Source organism: Sulfitobacter sp. G21635-S1, from assembly GCF_027213915.1.
Taxonomy (GTDB): Bacteria; Pseudomonadota; Alphaproteobacteria; order Rhodobacterales; family Rhodobacteraceae; genus Sulfitobacter.
Genome location: NZ_JAPWGV010000002.1, coordinates 139,030 through 162,218 on the forward strand (window position 1 = coordinate 139,030; position 23,189 = coordinate 162,218).

Sequence of the window (23,189 nt, forward strand, 5' to 3'; positions counted from 1 at the left end):
TCAGCTCTCATCCGGCGTTTCGGGACTGCGCATCCGGCGCGGCACGGATGCGGGCCGCCCGCCCGATACCGCCTTGGCCAGCAGCGAAATGTCATGGCGCAGTTCAGCCATGGTTTCCTGACGGCCGGCGGAAATCTCTTCCAGGATCCGCAGCATCTGCACGTCGATGGACCGCAGGCGCATCCGGCTTTCGGCATCCATACCGTCGCCGCCCGTCTTTTCCAGCGTGGCGATCAGCCGCTCCTGCCCCTCTGCAATACGCTCCAGCGTGCTGGCAGAGTTATCGCCCCGTTCCATCCGGTTTGTCATCCGGTCCACCGCATCGGCCAGCTTGCCCAGTTTTTCATCCACCATGGACCGGCTGATGTCGGACTGGGTGTACATCTGCTGCAGGCTTTCCATCTGCTCTGCCATGTGATCGACCACGCCCGCCATCATATGCTGATCGCTGGTGGCATCATCCCCGGCAGAAAAACCGACGCGGGTGATGGAACTCAGCCAGTCTTCGAGTTCCTGATAAAACCGGTTCTGTCCGTGGCCTGCGAAAAGCTCAATCAGCCCCACCACCAGCGACCCGGCCAGACCCAGCAGGGAAGAGCCAAAGGCAACGCCCATGCCGCCCAGCTGCGCCTCAAGTCCTGTCATCAGGCGGTTGAAGACATTGACACCCCCTTCGCCCTCGGAGGGTGCCAGGCTGCGAATGGTATCCACCACCGCCGGAACGGTCGTGGCCAGCCCATAGAAAGTCCCCAGAAGGCCGAGGAAAATCAGCATGTTGACAATATAACGCGTGATCTCCCGTGCTTCGTCGATGCGGGTCGCAACGGAATCCAGGATAGAGCGTGTCGATGTTGCGCTGATCTGCATCCGCGCCCCGCGCGTCCGCAAAAGCTGCGCCAGAGGTGCCAGCAGTTGCGGCGCCATTGTTTCCGGGTCGGGCTTGTCCGAGGCGAAATTCTCGATCCAGCGGACCGAACCGATCAGCTGGAAGACCTGATAGAAACAGGCCAGCACACCGATGACGAAGACAAAGACGATCACCCCGTTCAGATAGGGGTTGGCCACAAAGATCGGAAACACGGAAGGCAACGCAATAAAGCCGCCGACGGCGGTCAGGGCCAGCACCACCAGCATCAGTGTAATCTGACGCACCGGCTGGGAGAATTGCGGTGTCTGCGCGCGGTCTGGCTGCGCCATCAGGCTTGGCTCCTGACCCTTTTTCCTGCTCTCACCAGTGTTTATACCGAATTTGCCGCGTTGCGCCATGTAATTATGAGGTCAGATGCCTCACCCTTTCGTGCAGCCAATCCAGTTCTGCGTCGTGCAGGCCGATCTCGGCCAGGTGGCTGGCCGTGTTGTAGAGGTATTCGGTATTGGGCCCCCGGCCCCCGACCGCACGCGCGATGATCTGCGCCTGTTCCTCCAACGGCAAACCACCACAATACTGGTCGTGGGTTTCGTCGATGACATAGACCACGGCCCGGACCCGCCTGCCATCGGTCAGATCGACGTCCAGGTTCTTTTCCAGATAGGCGGAGGAGATCAGCTCACGCTCCCGCAGATAGGCCAGCGTCGCCGCCTCCTGCCCCGGCGCCACGCGCAGGGCGATGCCGGTGCAGGCATGATCCGGCTGCTCGTCCAGCGCCAGCACCAGTCCCGGAGATTCCTCGCTGCCGCGATGGTGGATCGAGCGCATGCAGAAGGACCGCGCATATCCCGGCAGAGTGCCGACCACGCTTTCCGCAACCTCGAACCCCGGGTTCCACAACAGGGACCCATATCCGAACACCCACATTTCCATCTGGCTGGTCCTTTCGCTTTGCCCCCGGTAAACCGCATCATCGGGTCGAGTTAAAGGGGGCTCTTGATGCGCAGCTTGGTGATTTTGCTCATATCCGTCGCCCTGCTTTGGTCTGCATGGTGGGCCGGGGCCAGCTATGCCCTGCGGCAAGGGGCCCTGGCATGGCTGCAGGACCGCCGCGCCGTCGGGTGGCAGGCAGAGGCCGAGTTGACACAAAACGGCTTTCCGCTGCATTTGCGCAGCCAGGCACATGGGGTGACCCTGGCCGACCCGGCCAACGGGAATGCGGTATCGGCGGAACGGATCACGCTGTCGGCGCCGACCTATTGGCCCGGTTATGTCACGCTGGAGCTGCCGCAAACGCCGATCACCATCACCCTTGCGGGTCAGCAGTTCAGCCTGCAGGCACAGGATGCCGCCGCCCGGTTGCGGCTGCGCCCGGGAACCGCGTTGCAACTCGAAAGTGTGGCGCTGCACAGCTCGGCATGGCAGTTCTCGGCCTTGCACGGCGCCTTGCTGCGCGCGGAGGCCCTGACCCTGACGGCACAGCAGGATGCGGCAACCGAAACGCTCTATACCATTGATGTCGAGGCGGCAGCGCTGACACCGGGCGATGCCCTGCGCGACCTTCTGAACCTGACCGGTGACTGGCCAGCCACATTTGACAGCTTTGCGCTGAAGGGCGCCATCCGGTTTGACAGGCCGCTGGACCGGGAGGCGCTGACAGGCCCGCCCGCACAGCCGCGCGCGATGGACCTCAAGGCGCTTGATCTGCGGTGGGGCGCGCTGGCGCTGACCGGCAATGGACAGGTTACGATTGACGCGGCCGGTGTGCCGACCGGTGATGTGACCCTGCGCCTGGCACAATGGCAGGAGATGATCGACCTCGCCGCAACCTCAGGCCTGCTGGACCCGGCCCAGCGCGATCAGGTGCAGCTGCTGATGGGCGGGCTGGCCAATATCGGCGGTCAGGACGGCGATATCGAAATCACCCTTGCCTTTGCGCAGGGGCAGATGGCGCTTGGCCCGGTCGCGCTTGGACCCGCGCCGCGCATCATGCTGCGACAGGTTCAGCGGCAATAGGTGCCTGACCGGTAACGCGCGGTATCGAAATGAAAATGGTCGCGATGAAACCGGTTGGCATTGGGGCCCAGCACCGTGCCGAACGGCCCGCAGGCGGCCTTGTGCATCTGGCGCAGTGGTTTGGAATAGGTTCGCGCATTCCACCCCTGCAAAACGCTGACCTCGGTGCCGTTGTTCAGGACAAAGCCCGAAATGTCGATGGCCCGGCCCTTGCCGTGTTCCGATATCTTTGCGCCCTTCTGGTTGTTGCGCCCCCGGCAAGCGTAATGCGCCGCCACCCTGACACCTTTCAGACCGCCACCCGATCTGGACAGGGCCGGCTTGGCCGCGCGTTCCATCCAGGCTTTCAATGCATTGGCCGTGGTGCAATCCATCACCGCGCCGGTGCTGAGCTTTACGCCCGAGACCGACCGCACCTTCACCGCATTGTCCACACCGCAGCCGCTCTGCGTGCCCTTGACCCGGCCCAGGACTTCGCCCTGAATTGCCAGATCACCGCAGACGGCGCCTTTCCTGAGCATTTCGCGCTGCGTGCGGGCGGTCTTTTCCACTTTGCGGGACCGGAACAGGGGGCGCAGGGATTTGAACAATCCCTTCCTTTCGGGCTGCACATTCTGCGTCATGATGGTGTCGTCGGGCTGCCCGGCCGGGGCCACCGGTGCCGATTGAACCGGCTCACCGCCCTCGCGCGGGACCGGGCGCAGCGACGTGTTCGGGCCGCTGGCCTGGGCCAGCGTGGCCAGAACCAGCAGAACACATGCCGCCCCCGCCGCTTTCATTTCTTGCCCCCTCCCCGGCCGAAGTCGGGCGCATCGGTATCCTGACCCGCCTCGATGATCCCTTTGCGGATCGCGCGGGTCCGGGTGAAGTAATCGTGCAGATGCGCCCCGTCACCCTGTCGGATCGCCCGTTGCAGCGCAAACAATTCTTCGGTGAAGCGGCCCAGGATTTCCAGCGTCGCATCCTTGTTCGACAGGAAAACGTCGCGCCACATGGTCGGATCAGAGGCGGCGATGCGGGTGAAGTCGCGGAAACCACCGGCGGAATATTTGATGACTTCGCTGTCGGTCACCCGGCGCAGATCATCGGCGACCCCCACCATCGTATAGGCGATCAGGTGTGGCGCATGGCTGGTCACCGCCAGCACAAGATCATGATGTTCCGCATCCATTTCGTCGACATTGGCACCAAGACCTTCCCAGAGCCGCCGCAGTTTCGCGATGGCTTCCGGGTCCGTACCCTCCGGCGGGACCAGAAGGCACCAGCGGTTTTCGAAAAGCTCGGCAAAACCCGCACGTGGGCCGGAGTGTTCGGTCCCGGCCAGAGGGTGTCCCGGGACAAAATGCACATCTTGCGGAATATGCGGTCCGACCTGGGCGATGACATCCGCCTTGACCGATCCCACATCGGTGACGGTGGCCCCCGGTTTCAGCGCCGGGGCGATTTCCGCCGCCAGCTCCCCCATCACGCCCACGGGAACGCAAAGCACGACCAGATCCGCGCCTTCAACCGCCTCAAGCGCGGTGTCGCAGATCCTGTCACAAAGACCGATCTCGCGCGCGATCTTGCGGGTCTCGGCGGAACGGGCATAGCCGGTGACCTCGCGCGCCAATCCGCCCCGTTTGATCGCCCATGCCATCGAGGAGGCGATCAGGCCAAGGCCGATCAGCGCCACGCGGTCATAGACTTCAGTCATCCGCCTCACCGTTCTTGAACTGGCGCACCGCATGCACGACCCGGCGGCAGGAGGGTTCGTCACCCACCGAAATCCGCAGGCAATTGGGCAGGTTGTAGCTGGCCGAAGGCCGCACCAGCAGGCCCTGAGACGTCAGATGTGCGTTGCAGGCCGCAGCCTCTTCGGGGCTGGCGAAACGGGCCAGCACGAAATTGGTCAGCGACACGTCGGACGGCACGCCGATTTCGGCCAGCGCGTCGGCCATCCAGGTCCGCATGCGCGCGTTTTCCGCCCTGCAGTGATCCACATAGGCCACATCGCGGATGGCCGCCTCTGCCGCGGTCAGCGCCGCCTGGGACAGGTTGAACGGCCCCCGGATGCGGTTCAGCACGTCGATGACATGGCGCGGGCCATAGCCCCAGCCGATGCGCAGGCCGCCCAATCCGTAAATCTTCGAGAAGGTCCGCGTCATGATGACATTTTCGCGCGCCTCCACCAGCGCGGCACCGCCGTCATAGCCATCGACATATTCCGCATAGGCCCCGTCAAGCACCAGCAGCGCCTGCGGTGGCAGGGCCTCCGCAAGCCGCGCAACTTCGCCGGGCGCAATCATGGTGCCGGTCGGGTTGTTGGGGTTGGCGATAAAGACCAGCGCGGTCTTGGGACCGCAGGCGGCAAGGATATTGTCCACATCCGTGACCCGCTCGCGCTCTTTCACCTCCACCGGGGTGGCACCTGCCGCCAGCGCATTGATCTTGTACATGCCGAAACCGTGTTCGGTATGGATCACCTCGCGCCCCGGCCCGGCATAGGCCTGGCAGAGAAAGGCGATGATCTCGTCCGAACCGGCGCCACAGATGATGTTGTCGGGATCGAGGCCCAGGACCTCCCCGATTGCCTGGCGCAGACCGGCATGGTCCGTTGACGGATAGCGATGCAGGCTGAACGCCGCGCGGCGGAAGGCCTCCATCACAGCTTCGGAGGGGCCCAGGGGATTCTCGTTCGAGCTGAGCTTGACCACGTTCTGGATGCCCGCCACATGGCTGGCCCCGCCCTGGTAGAGCTTGATATCCATGATGCCGGGCTGCGGCGTTATCTGTGTCATGCGGCGCACTCCATGATGATGGCCCAACTTCTAGCGGCCCCCGCGGGGCGGCACCACCGGTTTCGTCAACTGGCCAGCACGTTGCGGAAAAGCCAGGGATCGCTTTCGTCGATGTCCTCGGGGAACAGCTCCCAGCGGTTCTGCAGCGGCGTCCAGTCGGTATAATGCGCCTCTACCGGGCCCAGGTAGGGGCGTTGCACCTCAAGGCAGCGGGCATGATCCATCTCGTCGGTTTCGACAATCCCGGCGGTCGGGTTTTCCAGCGCCCAGACCATGCCCGCCAGCACGGCAGAGGTCACCTGAAGGCCGGTGGCATTCTGGTAGGGGGCCAGTTCGACCGCCTCTGCGTTGCTCAGGCGTGAGCCATACCAAAGCGCGTTCTTTTCATGCCCGTAAAGCAGCACACCCAGCTCGTCGATGCCTTCGCTGATCTCATCGGGTTCCATGATGTGGTGTTTGGTCTGGGTCACGCCGGAACCGAACATCTCGTGCAGGGAGAGCACCGCGTCGTCGGACGGGTGATAGGCATAATGACAGGTCGGGCGGTAATCGGGGTTCCCGGCCGCGCCGACGGTGTAATAGTCCGAGATCGACACCGCCTCGTTATGGGTCACCAGAAAGCCGAACTGCGGACCGGGCGTGGGGCACCAGGTGTGCACCCGGGTGATGGCACCCGGACGCTCGAACCAGATTGCCGCCTGGCAGCCGGTGTCATAGCTATGGGCATTCTCCGGCATCCAGGTCTCGTGCGTGCCCCAGCCCAGTTCGGCAGGCTGGAACCCTTCGGAGATGAACCCCTCCACCGACCAGGTGTTGACGAAGGTGCCGCGCGGGCGGGGAATGCGGCGGGCCTGGGTGTCGCGTTCGGCGATATGCACGCCCTTGACGCCCAGCGACTGCATCAGTGTCGCCCAGCCCTCGCGGGTTTCGGGGGTGGTCACCTGCCTGCCCGTATCCTGTGCCAGGGTCAGCAGCGCCTCTTTCACGAACCAGCTGACCATGCCGGGGTTGGCCCCGCAGCAGGACACCGCCGTTGTCCCGCCGGGGTTGGCCGCCGCCTCGTCCCGCACCTTCTGGCGCAGGGCGTAATTGGTGCGTTCCGCATTGTTCTGGGTTTCGAAATAGAACCCCTCCCAGGGCTCCACCACCGTGTCGATATAGAGCACGCCCAACTCGCGGCACAGCTTCATGATATCAAGGCTGGAGGTATCCACGCTGAGATTCACGCAGAACCCCTTGCCGTCCTTGAAAAGCCCCCCAAGCAGATCGCGATAATTGTCGCGCGTGACCTTTTCCGCGATATGGCGAATCTTGCGCTGGCCCAGAAAGGTATGCACGCCCGTATCAGGTTCGATCACCACAAGCTGATCCGCGTCATAGTCGAAATGACGTTCGATCAGCGGCAGCGTGCCGCGCCCGATCGAGCCGAAGCCGATGATCACGATTGGACCGTCGATGCGGCCATAGGTTGGATATGCGGTCATGTGGCGTACCTCACTTTGTCACGGGTTGCCCCCGCTGATGCATGAGGCAGGCTACAGGGTCAATCCTGTGCCGGTGTGTCGTTGACCAGACAGGCTTCGAGTGCGGCTTTCACATCGGCGGGCCAGGGGATCGAGATATGTTTGTCGAGGTCCGATGCGGCCAGGACCTGGGTGCTGGACCAGCGCTTTTCGCCCTTGCAGCTGATCTCGTGGTACATGGTCACCGAAGAGCGCCCGACCTTTTTCACATGCACCTCAAAGGTCAGTTCCTCGCCGAAAAAGGAGGGGCTGGAAAAGTCGGAGGACAGATGCACCGTGGGCGTGCCCCAGCGGTCTTCCCAGATGATCTTGTGCCAGGGCCAGCCGAGGTGAAGCCAGAATTCCTCGTTCACGCCGTTGAGAATATTCAGGTAGGAGGGGAAATAGGCGGTGCCAGAGATGTCGCAATCGCCGAAATTCAGCATGCGGGTGGTCTTGAACGGAACTTGCATGGGCGTCTCCTCCTGCGTTGGGGGATGGTGGTACACTGGCAGAGGCCGCTTTCCCAGATACATTTCCCAAATACAAATCAAGACATGTCAAAAATGACATGTCTTGATTTGTAGTCCTGCACAGGTGACGCCGAGCCGAGGCTTAGGGACCCTCAAGGAGCACGGCAAATCAGCCAGACAGGATGTGTTACGGCTGAACCTTTCCGGGATGCTGTTTGAAATTTCCGCCACACGTGCTCCCAGGCCGCGCTCTTCAACCTGCCAACATTGCCGGCGGTTTTGCCCAAGGGTCCCGTTAACCCCGCCTTCACCTTCCCCCGCTACGCAAATCAAGACATGTCAAAAATGACATGTCTTGATTTGCAGATCGCGGAGGAGGCGGCCGGGAATGCTGACCTACAGACCAGACAAGTTCGAGCGCGCCTTTCATCTGCAGGACGGTGCAGCGCTCTGGGATTTTCTCAGGCAGCCCGAAAACCGCCTGCGCATGGAAACGGCAACCTATCTCGGCCGTCCGGCCATCGAACCGCTCTCCCCCGCGCTTGTACAAGCCTTCGGCAACCAGGTCAGGGATCATCAGATCAGGCAGATGATCGGCCATATGGTGCGCCAGATCATGGAGGAAGGCGGCTATCGCCTGGACCGCAGCGGCGTGCGCATCAGGCGCAAGAACAACATATTCTTCAGCGGCAGCAGGTATCTCGCACCCGATTCCGCATGAAAAAGGCCGCACCCTGCGGTACGGCCTTTCCAGACAGGATGGCGAAAAACCTTAGTTCTTCGCGTAGAATTCCACGACCAGGTTCGGTTCCATCATCACCGGATAGGGCACATCGCCCAGACCCGGTGTGCGCACGAATGTCGCTGTCATCTTGGAGTGATCGGCTTCGATGTAATCGGGCACGTCACGCTCGGCCAATTGTGTCGCTTCCAGCAGGGCAACCATTTGCTTGGAACGGTCACGCACTTCGATCACGTCACCCTCTTTCACGCGGTAGGAGGGGATGTTCACTTTCTTGCCGTTCACGCGGACATGGCCGTGGTTCACGAACTGGCGCGCGGCAAATACGGTTGCGACGAACTTGGCACGGTAGACAACCGCGTCCAGGCGACGTTCCAGCAGGCCGATCAGGTTTTCACCGGTGTCGCCTTTGACACGCTCTGCTTCACCATAGATGCGGCGGAATTGTTTCTCGGTCAGGTCGCCGTAGTAGCCTTTCAGCTTCTGCTTGGCGCGCAGCTGAATGCCGAAATCGGACAGTTTGCCCTTGCGGCGCTGGCCGTGCTGGCCGGGGCCGTATTCGCGGCGGTTTACCGGGGATTTCGGACGGCCCCAGATGTTTTCGCCCATGCGGCGGTCGATCTTGTGCTTGGCAGCGGTGCGTTTTGTCACGGCTGTTCTCCTTTATGTGGCCCCGAGGGGCGGTAAAGGGCGTTGTCCTTTGGGCTTGCACCCCGACAGGCATCCCCTTGCGGGGGCCACCAACACCAATGAAGCCGCGCTTATACGGGGGTGCCACGGGGAGTCAATGCAAGAATTCCCGATTCCGGCAGACCGCGCGGATCCGACGCCAGAACCGTCTTTGGCCGCTGGTATCCACCCGTCGGGCCTCAAGCGCCTGAACGCCCCATTTCCGCACATGCCGCGTGCCGGTGACAGGTCACGATATGATCGTTGACCAACCCGCAGGCCTCCATCCAGGCATAGACGATGGTGGGGCCGCAGAACTTGAAACCTTCCTTCTTCAGATCCTTCGACACCTGCTGTGACAGCACGGTCTGCGGGGGCACGTCGGCCTGTGTCGCAAACCGGTTCTGCAATGGCACACCGTCCACATAGCGCCACATGAAAGTATCAAAACCTTCGCGGGCCTCCACCTCTTGCCAGGCGCGGGCATTTGCAATCGCCGCCTCGATCTTGCCCCGGTGACGGATGATCCCCGGATCTGCGACCAGCCTGGCCACCTCCGCCTCTCCCCAGGTTGCGATTTCATTGGGATCGAACCCGGCAAACGCCCTGCGGAAATTGTCCCGCTTCCTGAGGATGGTGATCCAGCTCAGCCCGGCCTGGAATCCATCCAGGATCAGCTTTTCCCACAAGGCCCGGCTGTCATATTCTGGCACCCCCCATTCCCTGTCGTGGTAGTCCATATATACCGGGTCGGTCCCGGCCCATCCGCACCGCTGCATGGCCCCTCCTCTGCGCAGGAAAAATTCGAAGCAAATTCGTTCCTTAAAGCGCCGTTATCACTTTGGACGCCAAGGTGGCGCAGCACCGTGGGAAAGTACATGCCGTGAATGCCAGACAAAAACAGAAATGGGCCGATGTGCCCGCAGATGCCGTCAATCCACTGACCCATGCCGTCGCCGCGCGCGACCGCAATACGCTTGCCATGGTCCGTGATGCCATAACGCACAAGGAAACCATGCTGGCCTATCAGCCTGTCGTCTCCGCGCGCGCGCCCGGCACCCGGGCCTTTTACGAGGGGTTGATCCGGGTGCTGGACGCCACCGGTCGCGTGATTCCGGCGCGCGAATTCATGCCGGTGATCGAAGACACCGATCTGGGGCGCGAGATTGACGTCATTGCCCTGCGGATGGGGCTGACCGCCCTGCAACGGCATCCGGCCCTGCGCCTTTCGATCAACATGTCTGCCCGCTCCATCGGGTACAAGGCCTGGAAGCAATTGCTGCACCGCGCCCTCAACCGCAACCCGATGCTGGGCGAACGGCTGATCCTGGAAATCACCGAAAGCTCTGCCATGACCGTGCCGGAACTGGTGGTCGACCTGATGGATGAACTGCAACCCAAGGGAATCTGCTTTGCCCTTGATGACTTTGGCGCAGGCCAGACCGCCATCCGCTATTTCAAGGATTTCCTCTTTGACGTGATCAAGATCGACGGCCAGTTCATCCGCGGCATCGCACGGGATGCGGACAACCGCGCCCTGACCGGTGCCATGGTTTCCATTGCGCAGCATTTTGACATGCTCACCATCGCCGAATGTGTGGAAAACGAACAGGACGCCGCGGCCGCCGCTGCCCTTGGCGTGGATTGTTTGCAGGGCTATTTTTTCGGCGCGCCCACCACGCAGCCCGACTGGCTGAAACCTGCAGCGCAGTCTTCGGCCCGGTAACCTACCTGCGCCACTCAGTTGCCGCGCCCCTGTCCTTGGGATATGACAAGCCAGAGGGCAGAGGAGTCGCGGTATTCACCCCTTCACCGCGGCGAGACTCTTCTGTCGAACATGAAGAGGAACGCTATCTCATGACCAACGTCGTCATTGCATCCGCCGCGCGCACCCCAGTGGGCAGCTTTGGAGGCTCCTTCGCCAATATCCCTGCCCACGATCTGGGCGCTGCCGTCTTGCGTGAACTCGTTGCCCGCGCGGGCGTGGATGCCGCCGATGTGTCCGAAACGATCCTGGGCCAGGTACTGACCGCTGCACAGGGCCAGAACCCTGCGCGTCAGGCCCATATCAACGCGGGCCTGCCGATCGAATCCGCCGCATGGTCCATCAACCAGGTTTGCGGCTCCGGCCTGCGGGCCGTGGCCCTTGGCGCACAGCACATCCAGCTGGGTGATGCCGCCATCGTGGCCGCCGGTGGCCAGGAGAACATGACCATGTCGCCCCATGCGCAAAACCTGCGCGCGGGCCAGAAAATGGGCGACCTGCAATTCATCGACACGATGATCCGCGATGGTCTTTGGGATGCCTTCAACGGCTACCACATGGGTCAGACCGCCGAAAACGTTGCCGAAAAATGGCAGATCAGCCGCGACCAGCAGGACGAATTCGCGGTCGCCTCCCAGAACAAGGCCGAAGCCGCGCAGAAGGCCGGCAAGTTTGCCGACGAAATCGTCGCCTACACCGTGAAGGGCCGGAAGGGCGAAACGATTGTGGATCAGGATGAATACATCCGCCACGGCGCCACCATCGAAGCCATGCAGAAACTGCGCCCCGCCTTTACCAAGGACGGCTCCGTAACCGCCGCCAACGCCTCCGGCCTCAATGACGGTGCCGCCGGCGCCCTGCTGATGAGCGCGGACGAAGCCGAGAAACGCGGCATCGAACCGCTGGCACGGATCGCATCCTATGCCACTGCCGGTCTGGACCCGTCGATCATGGGCGTCGGCCCGATCTATGCCAGCCGCAAGGCACTGGAAAAGGCCGGCTGGAAAGCTGAAGACCTGGACCTGGTCGAGGCCAACGAAGCCTTTGCCGCCCAGGCCTGCGCGGTGAACAAGGACATGGGCTGGGACCCGGCCATCGTGAACGTCAACGGCGGTGCCATCGCCATCGGCCACCCCATCGGGGCCTCCGGCGCGCGGATCCTGAACACCCTGTTGTTCGAGATGAAACGCCGCGGCGCGAAAAAGGGCCTGGCAACATTGTGCATCGGCGGCGGCATGGGCGTTGCCATGTGCCTTGAGCGCCCTTGATCTGATTGGCAACGCGGCCCTTTCACGGGGCCGCGTTGCAGCGCGCTGATGCCTGCACTTCCCCGCCCTCCTGTTTCGAACGCTGGTCTGCTGAGGTGGCGGGAGGGACGGCTTTTCCCCGCAACATGTCACCGAACCCTGCGCCGCGGCAGATCAGGCGCGCAGCCCGGGCAAGACTGCGCCGATGCCGCGAAAACGCTGAATTGGGTGGCTCAAGTTCTCTCCCCATATAGTAGAATCGACAAATTGAACCGCCAAGCTCGCTTCGGTGTTGCCAAGCTTGAACAAGCCGCATAAACCGGATGTGGTAGCAATAAAGTTGCGTCTGATAGATGCATTTCGAAATATCATTACTGGAGGAAACTAAATGTCCCGTGTCGCACTTGTAACCGGAGGGAGCCGTGGGATCGGCGCCGCCATCTCGAAAGAACTGAAGGATGCAGGCTATTCCGTTGCCGCCACCTATGCCGGCAATGATGAAGCCGCTGCCGAATTCACCAAGGAAACCGGGATCAAGACCTACAAGTGGAACGTTGCCGACTACGAGTCCTCCAAGAATGGCATAGCACAGGTCGAATCGGACCTGGGACCGGTCGAAGTGGTCGTCGCCAATGCGGGCATCACCCGTGACGCACCCTTTCACAAGATGACGCCGGAACAATGGCACCAGGTGATCGACACCAACCTGACAGGCGTGTTCAACACCATTCACCCGATCTGGCCGGGCATGCGCGAACGCAAGTTCGGGCGCATTGTGGTGATCTCCTCGATCAACGGACAAAAGGGGCAGTTTGCGCAGGTCAACTATGCCGCAACCAAGGCCGGCGATCTGGGGATCGTGAAATCGCTGGCGCAGGAAGGTGCGCGGGCGAACATCACCGCGAATGCGATCTGCCCGGGCTACATCGGCACGGATATGGTCATGGCCGTGCCTGAGAAGGTCCGCGAATCGATCATCGCGCAGATCCCGGCGGGCCGTCTGGGCGAGCCGGAGGAAATTGCCCGCGCCGTCAAATTCCTGGTCTCGGATGATGCAGGTTTCATCAACGGCTCCACCATCTCGGCCAATGGCGCGCAATTCTTTGTCTGATTGCAGCAGTTGAGACAATCAAAGGCCGGCTCCTTCGAGCCGGCCTGAGGCTGCTGAAAAAGCACGTTCCTGCACCCGCCCCCCCGAAACAACGAAATCGTTCTTCCACGACGCCAGCCACAACCCTTGGCGCGGGCTGAAAGCCCGGGCCGCGCCCGACCCTCCCCCCGGGAGGGCGCTTTTGGTGACTTCTCGTATCACACTGACAACATTGATATTTGTAAGGGAAGCGCTCCGAATGCGCGTCTCAATGCGCCCTCCCAGGCTCGGGCGCGGCCCTTCGTTCGAAAACGTAACGCCGAGCGCAGAAGAACGATTTACCTCCGGCGGCAGCCGTTTCCGGGTTTGTCAGCTATCTGAGGCCGGCTCCTTCGAGCCGGCCTTTTTGCTGGTACGGGCTGGGAAAGCCCGATCCGCCGCCCTTAGAACGCCCGACCTTAAACCAGAGACATGAGCGCCTGCGGCGCTCCCGGGGCATTCATGTCGCTGGATACTTCAGGTTAAAGATCGGACGCTTTAGCGGCTGGAACGGGGAAACAACCAACCCCAAAAGGCGTTGACAGCAGCCCCACGCGCACGATGTGCCTTGTGGATGGCGTTGCGGGCTGCGGCGTTTGTTGTGGCTTCAATCATCGGATCAATCCTTGTGATCGTTTTACAGCGTCCCGCCTTTCACCTGATACATTCCGTATCGCCGATGTCCCAGGAGCGCGAAGCGCGGCAGGGTATCGGCTATACAAGTTTAAGGCGGGGCGCTTTAGTGTTTTTGACCTGAACCCAATCTGGGCCTTTGCAACGGTGCTTACAAACGAGACTTTTCAATCCGTCAGTTAAAGTATACTTAACTGAGAATGGTAGGTCGCCTTCCCCCTCTCACCGCCCTGCGCGCCTTTGATGCCGCTGCGCGTCACATGTCCTTTGCCAGGGCGGCAGCGGAACTGAACGTCACCCCTGCCGCGTTAAGCTTTCAGATCAAGTCGCTGGAAGAACACCTTGGCACCCCCCTGTTCCGGCGTCTGAACCGCATGGTGGAACTGACCGAAGCCGGGCGCGCGCTCGCGCCGGATGCCCGGAGTGGTTTTGAAATTCTGACCCGGGGCTGGCGCGCGGCCCAGCGCACCCAGGACCATCAGTCACTGACCGTGACAGCGGGGCCTGCCTTTACCGCCAAATGGCTTGCCCCCCGGCTTTTCGACTTTGCGCAGGAACATCCCGACATCGAACTGCGGTTCTCGGCCTCCCTGCATCTGGTGGACTTTGCCCGCGACGATGTGGATGTGGCGGTGCGCTTTGGCCTTGGCCCCTACCCCGGCCTTTATGCCCTGCCGCTGGCAGAGGAATGGGTAACGCCGGTGATGGTGCCCGAACTGGCCGCCCGATACCCCGAGCCTGCCGATCTGCGCAACGCGGTGCTGATCACCGATGAATCGATGGATTTTCTCGCCCCGCCCGCCGATTGGGCCGCATGGTCCGCCGCATTGGGCTTGCCCCCGCTCAAGCCGGCGGGCCCGCGGTTTTCGCAGGCCGATCACGCGGTGGATGCTGCCCTTGCGGGAATCGGCGTTGTGCTGGGGCGCCGCGCATTGGTGATCAAGGACCTGGCAGAGGGCCGCCTGATCGCGCCGTACAAAACCGCCCTGCCGACCGGGGCAAGGTTTACCTTCATTTGCCCCGAAGGGGCGGAGGACCGCCCCCAGATTGCGGCCTTCCGGGACTGGATGCTGCGGGAGATTGACAAGACTGCACATATCGCCGACGCAATGACCGTGTTGAACAGGGCATCCCCATCATGACAGGCAAGGCCGCCACCGCCATCGGTTTCATCGCCGTGCTTCTCTGGGCGCTGCTGGCGCTTTTTACCGTCGGATCGGCACCTACACCGCCCCTCCTGCTCAACACATTGTGCTTTGCTATCGGCGGGACGCTTGGGCTGATCTGGGCCTGTGCGACCGGTTCGCTTGGCGCATTACGGCGGGTGCCGCTGCGGGTCTATGTCTTTGGCACCCTGGGGCTGTTCGGCTATCACGCGCTCTATTTCTCGGCCCTGCGCCTGGCACCTGCGGCCGAAGCGGGGCTGATCGCCTATCTCTGGCCGCTTCTTATCGTGATCTTCTCGGGGTTGCTGCCGGGCGAACGGCTTCGCGGCGGCCATATGCTGGGGGCCGCGTTGGGATTTGCAGGCGCAGCCCTGATCATCGCCGGGGGCGGTCTGGGGTTTTCGTCGGAAAACCTGCCGGGCTATTTGCTGGCCCTGCTCTGCGCGCTGACCTGGTCCAGCTATTCGGTTCTGTCACGGCTGGTGGGCAATGCGCCGACCGTCTCCGTGACCGTCTTCTGCCTCGCGGCGGCGGCCCTGTCCCTGCCCCTGCATCTTTTGTTCGAGCAGACGATTCTGCCCGCCACCGCATTGGGCTGGGCGGCGATTCTCGGCCTTGGCCTTGGTCCGGTCGGGCTGGCGTTCTTTGTGTGGGATATCGGTGTGAAACACGGCGACATACAGCTATTGGGAACAAGCTCTTACGCGGCACCGCTTCTGTCTACATTGGTGCTTGTACTCGCCGGGGTCGCCGCCCCCAGTCTCACGTTGCTGTGGGCGGCCTTACTGATCACTGGCGGCGCAGGTATTGCCGCCTATACCAGCATGAGAAAGCGTTAGGTCCGCAGACCTACGCCGAAAGGCGCGCAATTTCTTCCTTGAGGCGCAGTTTTTCTTTTTTCATTGTAGCAACTTCCAGATCATCAACTCCAGGGGAGCGTTGGGCCGTCTCCACCGCTTCGCTCATCGCCTGATGTTTCCTTCTCAGAGTCTCCAGATGTGCGTCAAAAGCCATATAATCCTCCATATGATGAGCTAACCCTTCGAGTGGATCACAGAACGATGTTTCTGTCACGCTGCCTCGCAGCATAATCGCTAAAGTAGTAAAAGATTGCCTAACGCGGCCTAAAACTTCAGCGCGGCCCCGGCGCGGAGCACGGCGTCAACCGCCGGCACATAGTCTTTTGCGTCACTTTCGTGATGCGCCCCTGCATGCAGTGCGAGTGCGGGGTGCAGGCGGAATGCCGCCCGCCCGCTCTTGCGCGCCCGCAATATCACGCGGTCAGGGGCACGCCCCGGCCGGGCGGCAAGCGGCAGCACCTCGACAGAGCCAAGGTCATCCGGCAGGGCGCGGATCAGGTCGGGCAGGCGCTCGACCCGGTGAATGAAATGGGCCTGCCCCTTGGGGGCGAGACGTTTCGCCGCAACCCTGACCCATGTGGCCAGCGGCACTCCCTCACCGTGCGCCGCCTCACGCGCCGGATCGTCGGACCGGACAGAGGCCGCGCGATCATAATAGGGCGGATTGGCCAGCACGTGGTCGAACTGGCGTTCACGCAGGGCCTGCGGCAGCCTGGCAAGGTCGGCTGTGAACACCTCCAGCGCCTCGCCTCCGTTGCGCCGGGCCAGATCCGCCATCGGCGGATGGAGCTCCACACCCGTCAGCGCCAGGCCGGAAACCCTTGAATTCAGGCATAAGATCGCAGCACCCACACCGCACCCCAGATCCAGCACGCGCTGGCCGGGCCGGGCCTGCACAGAGGCGGCCAGCAGCACCGCATCCACCCCGGCGCGGTAGCCCTGTCGCGGCTGCCACAGGTGCAGCCTGCCGCCCAGAAAGGCGTCATGGGTCAGATCGCTGTCACCCGACCCGCTCACAAGCCCAGCGGGATCCCGTTATCGCGCATCACCTGGCAGGCGGCGTCATGGTCATCGGGATGCACCATCAGCCGGCGCGGAAAAATTCCGATGCCGCCTTCCAGCACGCTCATATTTACGTCCATCTCGAAGCAGGCTATATCCTCGCCCCTGAGAAGGGCCGTGGCAAAGGCGATGATCGTCATGTCGGTGCTGCGCAAAAGTTCCTTCATCAGATTGATTTGGGGCAAGCGTGCCCGTTTGTCGAGCCTTGGGTGGGGCCATGCCATGAATGTCGCGACAAAGGCCAAGCCGCACGAAAGGCTCGCCGCCTATCTGACCGAGGATATGGCCGCCGTTGGTGCGCTGATCCGCGAGCGGATGGCGTCGAAACATGCGCCGCGCATCCCCGAGGTCACGGCGCATCTGGTCGAGGCGGGCGGCAAGCGCCTGCGCCCCATGCTGACCCTCGCGGCGGCGCGCATGTGCGGCTATGAAGGCCCCTACCATGTCCACCTCGCAGCGACGGTGGAGTTCATCCACACCGCCACACTGCTGCATGACGATGTGGTCGACGAAAGCGCCCAGCGGCGCGGGCGGCCCACGGCCAACCTGTTGTGGGACAACCAGTCATCGGTGCTGGTGGGCGACTATCTGTTTGCGCGGTCCTTCCAGTTGATGACCGAACCGGGCTCCATGCGGGTGATGAGGATCCTGTCGAATGCCGCGGCCACCATCGCGGAGGGGGAAGTGCTGCAACTGACCGCAGCGCAAAACCTGGCAACCGACGAAAGCGTCTATCTGCAAGTGGTCCGGGGCAAGACCGCCGCGCTCTTCTCTGCCGCCACAGAGGTCGGCGGCGTGATCGCCGATGCACCCGAGGAGCACGTCAAGGCGCTGTTCGATTATGGCGATGCTTTGGGCGTGGCCTTCCAGATTGTCGATGACCTGCTGGACTATCGCGGCCAGGCCGATGCCACAGGCAAGAACGTGGGCGACGATTTCCGCGAGCGCAAGCTGACCCTGCCGGTGATCAAGGCAGTGACCCGTGCCGATGCCGAAGAACGCGCTTTCTGGGTGCGCACCATCGAGAAGGGACGCCAGGAAGACGGCGATCTTGAGACCGCGCTGGACCTTTTGCAGCGCCACGGCGCCCTGTCGGACACGCAGGAGGATGCCATGGGCTGGGCGGAACAGGCCAAGGCGGCGCTTGCCCCCCTGCCCGACCATCCGGTGAAATCCATGCTGATTGATCTTGCGGATTACGTGGTCAGCAGAATCAGCTGATCCGCGGCTGGCAAAGCGCCTGCATGTCGCCCAGTTGCGTTGAGGTAACCCACCAGTGCGGCCGCACGTCCGACAGCCACGCGGCAGCCGATTTGGCCCTTGCGGCAGTCTCGTAGAGCCCGAAACAGGTGGCCCCCGATCCCGACATCCGCGCCAGCAGGCAACCTGCCGAGGCCCTGAGGGTTTCCAGCGCATCCTGGATCACCGGTGCCAGGGACACGGCAGGTGCTTGCAGGTCATTGCGCTGATCCTTCAGCCAGGCGATCAGGTCGTTGGCTGTATGGAAGTCTGGCAAATGATCCGGCATTTCCGGATTCCCACGCTGTTCCAGCGCCTTGAACACCGATGGTGTGGACAGGGCCACGCGGGGGTTTGCCAGAACCGCATGTAGTCCGGGCAGGCCCGGCACCGGTGTCAGGTCCTCTCCGACCCCGCGCATCCGGCTGGGACGACACGACAGGCACACCGGAATGTCAGCGCCCAATGCCAGTAACCGGTCGGCCAGATCCGCCGGAACCGCACCCGTTCCCCGGCTGGCAAGCAATGCCCGCACCACCGCCGCGGCATCGGCGGAGCCGCCCCCGATACCGGAGGAAACCGGCAGGTTCTTTTCCAGCCTGAATCTGCCGGTGGGCGTCCCCTGCATCAGAGCTGCCGCCCGCAGCACCAGGTTGTCGCCACCACCCTGCAACCCGCCGCCTTCCGGGCCGGAAATGGTCAGCGAAAGCGATGTGCCCGTGGTCAGTTCCAGCCTGTCACCCACATCGGCAAAGACCACCAGCGAATCCAGCAGGTGATATCCGTCGGGGCGTTGACCGGTGACATGCAGTGTCAGGTTGATTTTCGCAGGCGCGCGGACCCGCACGCGCAGCGGTACGTCAGCCACCGGCCGCTCAGATGTCGCTGCTGGTTTTCAACGGTTCGGCGCCTTCTTCCTCCAGCACCGCGTCCAGACCAACCTCAAGCTTGCGGCGCATCCTTTCGGGGTCCGCCTCGCCGTCGGTATCCTCGGGGTCGACAAAGGAAATCGCCCGGCGCCACTGGAACTCCGCTTCACGTTTGCGCCCGACAGCCCAATAGACATCGCCAAGGTGATCGTTGATCACCGGATCGACCGCCAGGAGCTCCACCGCGCGCTCCATCTGATCCACCGCCTCCTCGTAACGGCCAAGCCGATAAAGCACCCAGCCCAGCGAATCCACGATGTAACCGGAATCAGGGCTGGCCGCGACAGCGCGTTCGATCATGTCCAGCGCCTCGTCCAGGTCACGCTGCTGTTCGACCAGCGAATAACCGAGGTAGTTCAACACCTGCGGCTGTTCGGGATTGATCGCCAGCGCGGCACGGAAATCCGTTTCGGAGGCGGCCATGTCGCCGGAGCGCTCATAGGCGATGCCACGGGAATAGAAGAGCACCCAGCGCATGCGGTTGTCTTGTGGCACCCGTTCAATGGCGCGGTCATAGGCGGCAATCGCACCGGCCCAGTCTTCGCGCCCGCGCAGCAGGTCACCCAGGGTCGAATGTACCACCGCCAGATCGCCGTGGCTGCGCGCCAGCTGGGTCAGCACCTCAATCGCCTGATCGTCCTTGCCGGATCGGCGCAAAGCGCCTGCGCGGCCCAGTTCGGCAGCATGATAGGTGGGGTTGTCCGCAGGCACCGCGGCGAATTCGTCGATGGCCAGTTGGTACTGGCCAAGGTTTTCCAGCAATTCCGCGGTCAGCAGCAGCGCATCCATGTGATCGGGCCGCAGGTATCGTGCGACACGGGAATAGAGCAGCACATAGTAATCGCCGGTATTCTCGTTCTTCAGGACCGCCGCAAAGGTATAGAACACCTCGGCCATCCCGGCCAGGGGATCCGGCACATGGGTGAAAGGCACCGGTTCCCCCGCCGCAAGCGCCGCTGTCAGCATATCAAGTTCGGGGTCGGTCCCAGTGCCAAAGCTGGTGCGGATCAGTGTCAGCGCCTCGTCCTGCCGGTCGAGTTGCGCCAGGATTTCGGCATGGGCCATGACACCCCGGCGGGTCTGACCGGCAGCGCCCACCAGGCCCTCGCCGAATATGTCTGCGGCACCTTCGTAATCGCCGACGCTCGCCAGTGCGAGGGCCTTGTGATACATCACCAGCCCCTGCATCCCCGGTTCTTCGCCAAGCGTATCAAACGCCGTCATGGCCGAGGTCACGTCGCCCACACCCATATGCGCCCAGGCCTTGACCAGCCCGTCGACCCAGGGGCCGATCCCGGTTGCGTCATCGCCCCGTTCCAGCAGGCCCTCATAGTCACCCCGCTTGGCCATGTCGGCGGTCAGGACAAGCCGGGCCACCTGGCTGCGGTGGTTCTTTTCCTCAAGCGCACGGGCCAGCGGCACGGCCTTTTCCACATCACCCAGGGACAACAGGGACAGCGTCCCGCTTTCCATCAGTTCGGCATTGGTCGGATCATGGCTCAGCGCCTCGGTGTAATACCGGGCGGCCTCTGCGTAATCGCTGCTGACAGCAGCATGCCGCCCCGCCAGATAGGCCCCCGCCACCGATTGCGCCTGTACCGGCGGGGTCAGGGCGCTGCTGGCCGCAAGAATGGCAACCGCACTCAGCACTCGTTTCATCATTTTGCAACGGCCTCTAATTCTGTTTTCCCAAAGGCTATCAGGTCCAGCGCCAAGCGCAATGGCACAGCCCCGCCATGACGCACCTGTGAGCAAAGTGGCGCGGACAGGAAAAAGGCGGGGTCACCCCCGCCTCATTTCGCATCACATGTCATTTCGCATCACATGTTGGGATAGTTCGGCCCGTCGCCCCCCTGCGGCGTGGTCCAGACGATGTTCTGCGTCGGGTCCTTGATGTCGCAGGTCTTGCAATGCACGCAGTTCTGGAAGTTGATCACGAAACGCGGGTCCTTGCCGTCTTCGATGACAAATTCATAAACCCCTGCCGGGCAATACCGCGCCGAGGGCCCCGCGTATTCAGGCAGGTTGACCTTGACCGGGACATCCGGGTCTTTCAGCGTCAGATGCGCAGGCTGGCTTTCCTCGTGGTTGGTAAAGGAAAACGCCACGTTGGTCAGACGGTCAAAGCTGAGCTTGCCGTCGGGCTTGGGATAGTCGATGGGCTTGTGCATGGACGCCTTTTCAGTGGCTTGCGCATCGGTTTTGCCGTGTCCCAATGTTCCCAGCAGCGAAAAGCCCAGGGTGTTGCACCACATGTCGAAACCGCCCACCGCGAGGGAGGTGGTCAGGCCGAATTTGGACCACAGCGGCTTGACGTTGCGCACTTTCTTGAGGTCCGCACCGATGGCACCGCCGCGCACGTCCTCCTCATAGGCGGTCAGCTCATCGCCAGACCGGCCAGCCGAGATCGCCTCATAGGCTGCTTCCGCCGCTGCCTTGCCGGAGAGCATGGCATTGTGGTTGCCCTTGATGCGCGGCACGTTGACCATGCCGACGGAACAGCCCAGCAGCGCCACGCCCGGTGCCACCATCTTGGGCATCGACTGATAGCCGCCCTCGGTGATCGCCCGCGCGCCGTAAGCCACGCGCTTGCCGCCTTCCAGCAGCTCCTTGACCATCGGGTGATGCTTGAAGCGCTGGAATTCCATGTAGGGAAACACATGCGGGTTCTTATAGCCCAGATGTACCACAAAGCCGACATAGACCTGATTGTTATCAAGGTGATAGATGAAAGAACCGCCGCCCGCGTTCTTGCCCAGCGGCCAGCCCATGGTATGTGTCACAGTGCCTTCGCGGTGCTTGGCGGGGTCGATCTCCCAGATTTCCTTCATGCCCAGGCCGTATTTCTGCGGCTCCTTGCCTTCGTCCAGACCGTATTTGGCGATCACCTGCTTTGACAGGCTGCCGCGCACGCCTTCGGACAGGAACACGTATTTGCCATGCAATTCCATGCCCGGCTCATAGCTGGGGCCGGGCTTGCCATCCGGCCCCACGCCCATTTCCCCCGCGACGACGCCCTTGATTTCGCCGTTGTCACCGAACACCAGCTCGGAACAGGCCATGCCCGGAAACACCTCGACGCCCAGTTCCTCGGCCTGTTCAGCCATCCAGCGGCAGACATTGCCCATGGAAACGATGTAGTTGCCGTGGTTGTTCATCAGCGGCGGCATGGGGAAGTTCGGCACCCGCAGCTTGCCCGCCTCGCCCAGCAGGTAAAAGTTGTCTTCCTTCACCGGTACGGTGATCGGCGCGCCCTTTTCCTTCCAGTCGGGGATCAGCGCATCCAGCCCGCAAGGGTCCAGCACCGCGCCCGACAGGATATGCGCCCCGACTTCAGAACCTTTTTCGAGCACGACGACATTGCAGTCGGCATCCAGTTGTTTGAGCCGGATCGCAGCGGAAAGACCGGCAGGCCCCGCGCCCACGATCACCACGTCATATTCCATTGCTTCGCGTTCGATCTCGGCCATGCTCGGCGCTCCCTCCAGGCAATTAAAAAGGTTTGAAATTGGCTAAACCACGCCAAGCCCCTTTGCAATCCGGACGTGGGGTGAAATTTCGGGCGTGTCACCGCATGCAGGCAAGGGAAAGCGCCCTACGGGCGACCGGGTTCCGCTGGCATGATGCCGCAGGATCAGCCTTCGGGCGTGTCGCCCATCAGGAAACGCGGCCCCTGTCCCCGATCCGCCGCCTTGTCGGCAGGGTTGTAAAGCGCGCAGCTGTCCAGGCTGAGGCAGCCACAGCCGATGCAGCTGTCCAGACGTTCGCGCAGCTTGGTCATCGTGTCGATGCGCTGGTCCAGCGCGGCCTTGAAACCGGCGCTGATCTGGGCCCAATCGGCCTTGTTCGGCGTCCGCCCGCCCGGCAGCCGGTCCAGTTCCGCCTTGATCTGGGGCAGGGTAAATCCGAATTGCTGCGCGATCATCACAAAGCTCAGACGCCGCAGATCCGCCCTTTCGAACCTGCGCTGGCCGCCCGCATTGCGCCAGGGCCGGATCAGCCCCTGCGCCTCGTAATAGCGGATGGCAGAGACCGCCAGCCCGGTCCGGTCCGCCAGCGCCCCAATCGACAAACCGTCATTTACCGCCATCTGAAATTTCTCCGCAAAA

General features: G+C 62.5%; 24 protein-coding genes. 8 read left to right on the top strand and 16 right to left on the bottom strand.

The annotated features are described in order from the left end of the window. Complete coding sequence (locus O4H53_RS02930) at positions 1-1,197, bottom strand: biopolymer transporter ExbB (RefSeq protein ID WP_269361265.1); 1,197 nt, start codon at positions 1,195-1,197, stop codon at positions 1-3. A gap of 73 nt (positions 1,198-1,270) precedes the next feature. Continuing rightward, positions 1,271-1,801 carry a gamma-glutamylcyclotransferase gene (locus O4H53_RS02935; RefSeq protein ID WP_269361266.1) on the bottom strand — a complete coding sequence of 177 codons (531 nt, stop codon included), beginning with the start codon at positions 1,799-1,801 and terminating at the stop codon, positions 1,271-1,273. Between the two features lie 66 nt (positions 1,802-1,867). On the opposite strand from O4H53_RS02935, the gene O4H53_RS02940 reads away from it, so the two are divergent. Next, positions 1,868-2,884, top strand: a complete 1,017-nt coding sequence (locus O4H53_RS02940; protein WP_269361269.1) for a DUF2125 domain-containing protein — start codon at positions 1,868-1,870, stop codon at positions 2,882-2,884. Here the strand turns inward: O4H53_RS02940 and O4H53_RS02945 are convergent. The 5 genes from O4H53_RS02945 to O4H53_RS02965 all read right to left on the bottom strand — a co-directional run bounded on the left by O4H53_RS02945 (position 2,872) and on the right by O4H53_RS02965 (position 7,639). Beyond that, positions 2,872-3,663, bottom strand: coding sequence for an extensin-like domain-containing protein (locus tag O4H53_RS02945; RefSeq protein ID WP_269361270.1), 792 nt, complete (start codon positions 3,661-3,663; stop codon positions 2,872-2,874). The two genes, O4H53_RS02940 and O4H53_RS02945, sit on opposite strands and share 13 nt — an antisense overlap. Further along, on the bottom strand, positions 3,660-4,580 hold the full coding sequence (locus O4H53_RS02950; RefSeq protein ID WP_269361272.1) for a prephenate/arogenate dehydrogenase family protein: 921 nt from the start codon (positions 4,578-4,580) through the stop codon (positions 3,660-3,662). The genes O4H53_RS02945 and O4H53_RS02950 overlap by 4 nt, the downstream gene beginning before the upstream one ends. Further along, the gene (gene hisC / locus O4H53_RS02955; protein ID WP_269361273.1) at positions 4,573-5,664 is read right to left on the bottom strand and encodes a histidinol-phosphate transaminase; all 1,092 of its coding nucleotides are present in this window, start codon (positions 5,662-5,664) and stop codon (positions 4,573-4,575) included. The genes O4H53_RS02950 and hisC overlap by 8 nt, the downstream gene beginning before the upstream one ends. A 65-nt stretch (positions 5,665-5,729) precedes the next feature. Further along, entirely contained in the window at positions 5,730-7,148 is a 1,419-nt protein-coding gene (locus O4H53_RS02960) for a homospermidine synthase (RefSeq protein ID WP_269361275.1), read from the bottom strand. 59 nt (positions 7,149-7,207) lie between these two features. Then, positions 7,208-7,639 carry an acyl-CoA thioesterase gene (locus tag O4H53_RS02965; RefSeq protein ID WP_240313051.1) on the bottom strand — a complete coding sequence of 144 codons (432 nt, stop codon included), beginning with the start codon at positions 7,637-7,639 and terminating at the stop codon, positions 7,208-7,210. A 388-nt stretch (positions 7,640-8,027) separates the two neighbouring features. On the opposite strand from O4H53_RS02965, the gene O4H53_RS02970 reads away from it, so the two are divergent. Next, positions 8,028-8,360, top strand: a complete 333-nt coding sequence (locus tag O4H53_RS02970; RefSeq protein ID WP_269361278.1) for a hypothetical protein — start codon at positions 8,028-8,030, stop codon at positions 8,358-8,360. Between the two features lie 51 nt (positions 8,361-8,411). Here O4H53_RS02970 and rpsD read toward each other — a convergent pair whose 3' ends face one another. After that, positions 8,412-9,032 (bottom strand): 30S ribosomal protein S4, encoded by a 621-nt coding sequence (gene rpsD / locus O4H53_RS02975; protein ID WP_114275193.1) that lies wholly within the window; start codon positions 9,030-9,032, stop codon positions 8,412-8,414. Between the two features lie 218 nt (positions 9,033-9,250). Beyond that, positions 9,251-9,829, bottom strand: a complete 579-nt coding sequence (locus O4H53_RS02980; RefSeq protein WP_269361280.1) for a DNA-3-methyladenine glycosylase I — start codon at positions 9,827-9,829, stop codon at positions 9,251-9,253. Between the two features lie 104 nt (positions 9,830-9,933). Between O4H53_RS02980 and O4H53_RS02985 the strand changes: the two genes are divergently transcribed. The 5 genes from O4H53_RS02985 to yddG all read left to right on the top strand — a co-directional run bounded on the left by O4H53_RS02985 (position 9,934) and on the right by yddG (position 15,829). Then, positions 9,934-10,776 (top strand): EAL domain-containing protein, encoded by an 843-nt coding sequence (locus tag O4H53_RS02985; RefSeq protein ID WP_269361281.1) that lies wholly within the window; start codon positions 9,934-9,936, stop codon positions 10,774-10,776. Positions 10,777-10,907: 131 nt separating this feature from the next. Beyond that, positions 10,908-12,083: an acetyl-CoA C-acetyltransferase gene (locus O4H53_RS02990; protein ID WP_269361283.1), complete on the top strand. Its 1,176-nt coding sequence runs from the start codon at positions 10,908-10,910 to the stop codon at positions 12,081-12,083. 367 nt (positions 12,084-12,450) lie between these two features. Next, a complete protein-coding gene (gene phbB, locus O4H53_RS02995; protein WP_269361285.1) occupies positions 12,451-13,173 on the top strand; it encodes an acetoacetyl-CoA reductase in 723 nt (240 codons plus the stop codon). Positions 13,174-14,024: 851 nt separating this feature from the next. Next, entirely contained in the window at positions 14,025-14,966 is a 942-nt protein-coding gene (locus O4H53_RS03000) for a transcriptional regulator GcvA (protein WP_269361287.1), read from the top strand. Then, positions 14,963-15,829 (top strand): aromatic amino acid exporter YddG, encoded by an 867-nt coding sequence (gene yddG, locus O4H53_RS03005; protein ID WP_269361289.1) that lies wholly within the window; start codon positions 14,963-14,965, stop codon positions 15,827-15,829. The genes O4H53_RS03000 and yddG overlap by 4 nt, the downstream gene beginning before the upstream one ends. A 10-nt stretch (positions 15,830-15,839) precedes the next feature. Here yddG and O4H53_RS03010 read toward each other — a convergent pair whose 3' ends face one another. The 3 genes from O4H53_RS03010 to O4H53_RS03020 all read right to left on the bottom strand — a co-directional run bounded on the left by O4H53_RS03010 (position 15,840) and on the right by O4H53_RS03020 (position 17,079). After that, a complete protein-coding gene (locus O4H53_RS03010; RefSeq protein ID WP_269361291.1) occupies positions 15,840-16,004 on the bottom strand; it encodes a YdcH family protein in 165 nt (54 codons plus the stop codon). 110 nt (positions 16,005-16,114) lie between these two features. After that, positions 16,115-16,867 carry a tRNA1(Val) (adenine(37)-N6)-methyltransferase gene (locus O4H53_RS03015; RefSeq protein WP_269361292.1) on the bottom strand — a complete coding sequence of 251 codons (753 nt, stop codon included), beginning with the start codon at positions 16,865-16,867 and terminating at the stop codon, positions 16,115-16,117. Next, on the bottom strand, positions 16,864-17,079 hold the full coding sequence (locus O4H53_RS03020) for a putative signal transducing protein (protein WP_269361295.1): 216 nt from the start codon (positions 17,077-17,079) through the stop codon (positions 16,864-16,866). The genes O4H53_RS03015 and O4H53_RS03020 overlap by 4 nt, the downstream gene beginning before the upstream one ends. A 55-nt stretch (positions 17,080-17,134) precedes the next feature. Between O4H53_RS03020 and O4H53_RS03025 the strand changes: the two genes are divergently transcribed. Further along, positions 17,135-18,133: a polyprenyl synthetase family protein gene (locus O4H53_RS03025; RefSeq protein WP_269361297.1), complete on the top strand. Its 999-nt coding sequence runs from the start codon at positions 17,135-17,137 to the stop codon at positions 18,131-18,133. Here the strand turns inward: O4H53_RS03025 and O4H53_RS03030 are convergent. From O4H53_RS03030 to soxR, 4 genes are all read right to left on the bottom strand, one after another. Next, a complete protein-coding gene (locus tag O4H53_RS03030) occupies positions 18,126-19,019 on the bottom strand; it encodes a 4-(cytidine 5'-diphospho)-2-C-methyl-D-erythritol kinase (RefSeq protein ID WP_269361298.1) in 894 nt (297 codons plus the stop codon). The genes O4H53_RS03025 and O4H53_RS03030 overlap by 8 nt on opposite strands. Positions 19,020-19,026: 7 nt before the next feature. Continuing rightward, entirely contained in the window at positions 19,027-20,742 is a 1,716-nt protein-coding gene (locus O4H53_RS03035; protein ID WP_269361299.1) for a tetratricopeptide repeat protein, read from the bottom strand. Positions 20,743-20,900: 158 nt separating this feature from the next. Further along, on the bottom strand, positions 20,901-22,550 hold the full coding sequence (locus O4H53_RS03040; RefSeq protein WP_269361300.1) for an electron transfer flavoprotein-ubiquinone oxidoreductase: 1,650 nt from the start codon (positions 22,548-22,550) through the stop codon (positions 20,901-20,903). A gap of 164 nt (positions 22,551-22,714) precedes the next feature. After that, the gene (gene soxR, locus O4H53_RS03045) at positions 22,715-23,170 is read right to left on the bottom strand and encodes a redox-sensitive transcriptional activator SoxR (RefSeq protein ID WP_269361302.1); all 456 of its coding nucleotides are present in this window, start codon (positions 23,168-23,170) and stop codon (positions 22,715-22,717) included. Positions 23,171-23,189: the final 19 nt, after the last annotated feature.

Excerpts from the sequence above, each read along its gene's own strand:
- O4H53_RS02990 (WP_269361283.1), top strand. The coding sequence starts at position 10,908 with ATGACCAACGTCGTCATTGCATCCGCCGCGCGCACCCCAGTGGGCAGC.
- O4H53_RS03035 (WP_269361299.1), bottom strand. The coding sequence starts at position 20,742 with ATGATGAAACGAGTGCTGAGTGCGGTTGCCATTCTTGCGGCCAGCAGC.
- O4H53_RS02965 (WP_240313051.1), bottom strand. The coding sequence starts at position 7,639 with ATGCAAGTTCCGTTCAAGACCACCCGCATGCTGAATTTCGGCGATTGC.
- soxR (WP_269361302.1), bottom strand. The coding sequence starts at position 23,170 with ATGGCGGTAAATGACGGTTTGTCGATTGGGGCGCTGGCGGACCGGACC.
- yddG (WP_269361289.1), top strand. The coding sequence starts at position 14,963 with ATGACAGGCAAGGCCGCCACCGCCATCGGTTTCATCGCCGTGCTTCTC.
- O4H53_RS02960 (WP_269361275.1), bottom strand. The coding sequence starts at position 7,148 with ATGACCGCATATCCAACCTATGGCCGCATCGACGGTCCAATCGTGATC.
- O4H53_RS03025 (WP_269361297.1), top strand. The coding sequence starts at position 17,135 with ATGAATGTCGCGACAAAGGCCAAGCCGCACGAAAGGCTCGCCGCCTAT.
- phbB (WP_269361285.1), top strand. The coding sequence starts at position 12,451 with ATGTCCCGTGTCGCACTTGTAACCGGAGGGAGCCGTGGGATCGGCGCC.
- O4H53_RS02970 (WP_269361278.1), top strand. The coding sequence starts at position 8,028 with ATGCTGACCTACAGACCAGACAAGTTCGAGCGCGCCTTTCATCTGCAG.
- O4H53_RS02945 (WP_269361270.1), bottom strand. The coding sequence starts at position 3,663 with ATGAAAGCGGCGGGGGCGGCATGTGTTCTGCTGGTTCTGGCCACGCTG.
- O4H53_RS03040 (WP_269361300.1), bottom strand. The coding sequence starts at position 22,550 with ATGGCCGAGATCGAACGCGAAGCAATGGAATATGACGTGGTGATCGTG.
- O4H53_RS02935 (WP_269361266.1), bottom strand. The coding sequence starts at position 1,801 with ATGGAAATGTGGGTGTTCGGATATGGGTCCCTGTTGTGGAACCCGGGG.
- hisC (WP_269361273.1), bottom strand. The coding sequence starts at position 5,664 with ATGACACAGATAACGCCGCAGCCCGGCATCATGGATATCAAGCTCTAC.
- O4H53_RS03010 (WP_269361291.1), bottom strand. The coding sequence starts at position 16,004 with ATGGCTTTTGACGCACATCTGGAGACTCTGAGAAGGAAACATCAGGCG.
- O4H53_RS02940 (WP_269361269.1), top strand. The coding sequence starts at position 1,868 with ATGCGCAGCTTGGTGATTTTGCTCATATCCGTCGCCCTGCTTTGGTCT.
- O4H53_RS02950 (WP_269361272.1), bottom strand. The coding sequence starts at position 4,580 with ATGACTGAAGTCTATGACCGCGTGGCGCTGATCGGCCTTGGCCTGATC.
- O4H53_RS02930 (WP_269361265.1), bottom strand. The coding sequence starts at position 1,197 with ATGGCGCAGCCAGACCGCGCGCAGACACCGCAATTCTCCCAGCCGGTG.
- O4H53_RS03000 (WP_269361287.1), top strand. The coding sequence starts at position 14,025 with ATGGTAGGTCGCCTTCCCCCTCTCACCGCCCTGCGCGCCTTTGATGCC.
- O4H53_RS03020 (WP_269361295.1), bottom strand. The coding sequence starts at position 17,079 with ATGAAGGAACTTTTGCGCAGCACCGACATGACGATCATCGCCTTTGCC.
- O4H53_RS02980 (WP_269361280.1), bottom strand. The coding sequence starts at position 9,829 with ATGCAGCGGTGCGGATGGGCCGGGACCGACCCGGTATATATGGACTAC.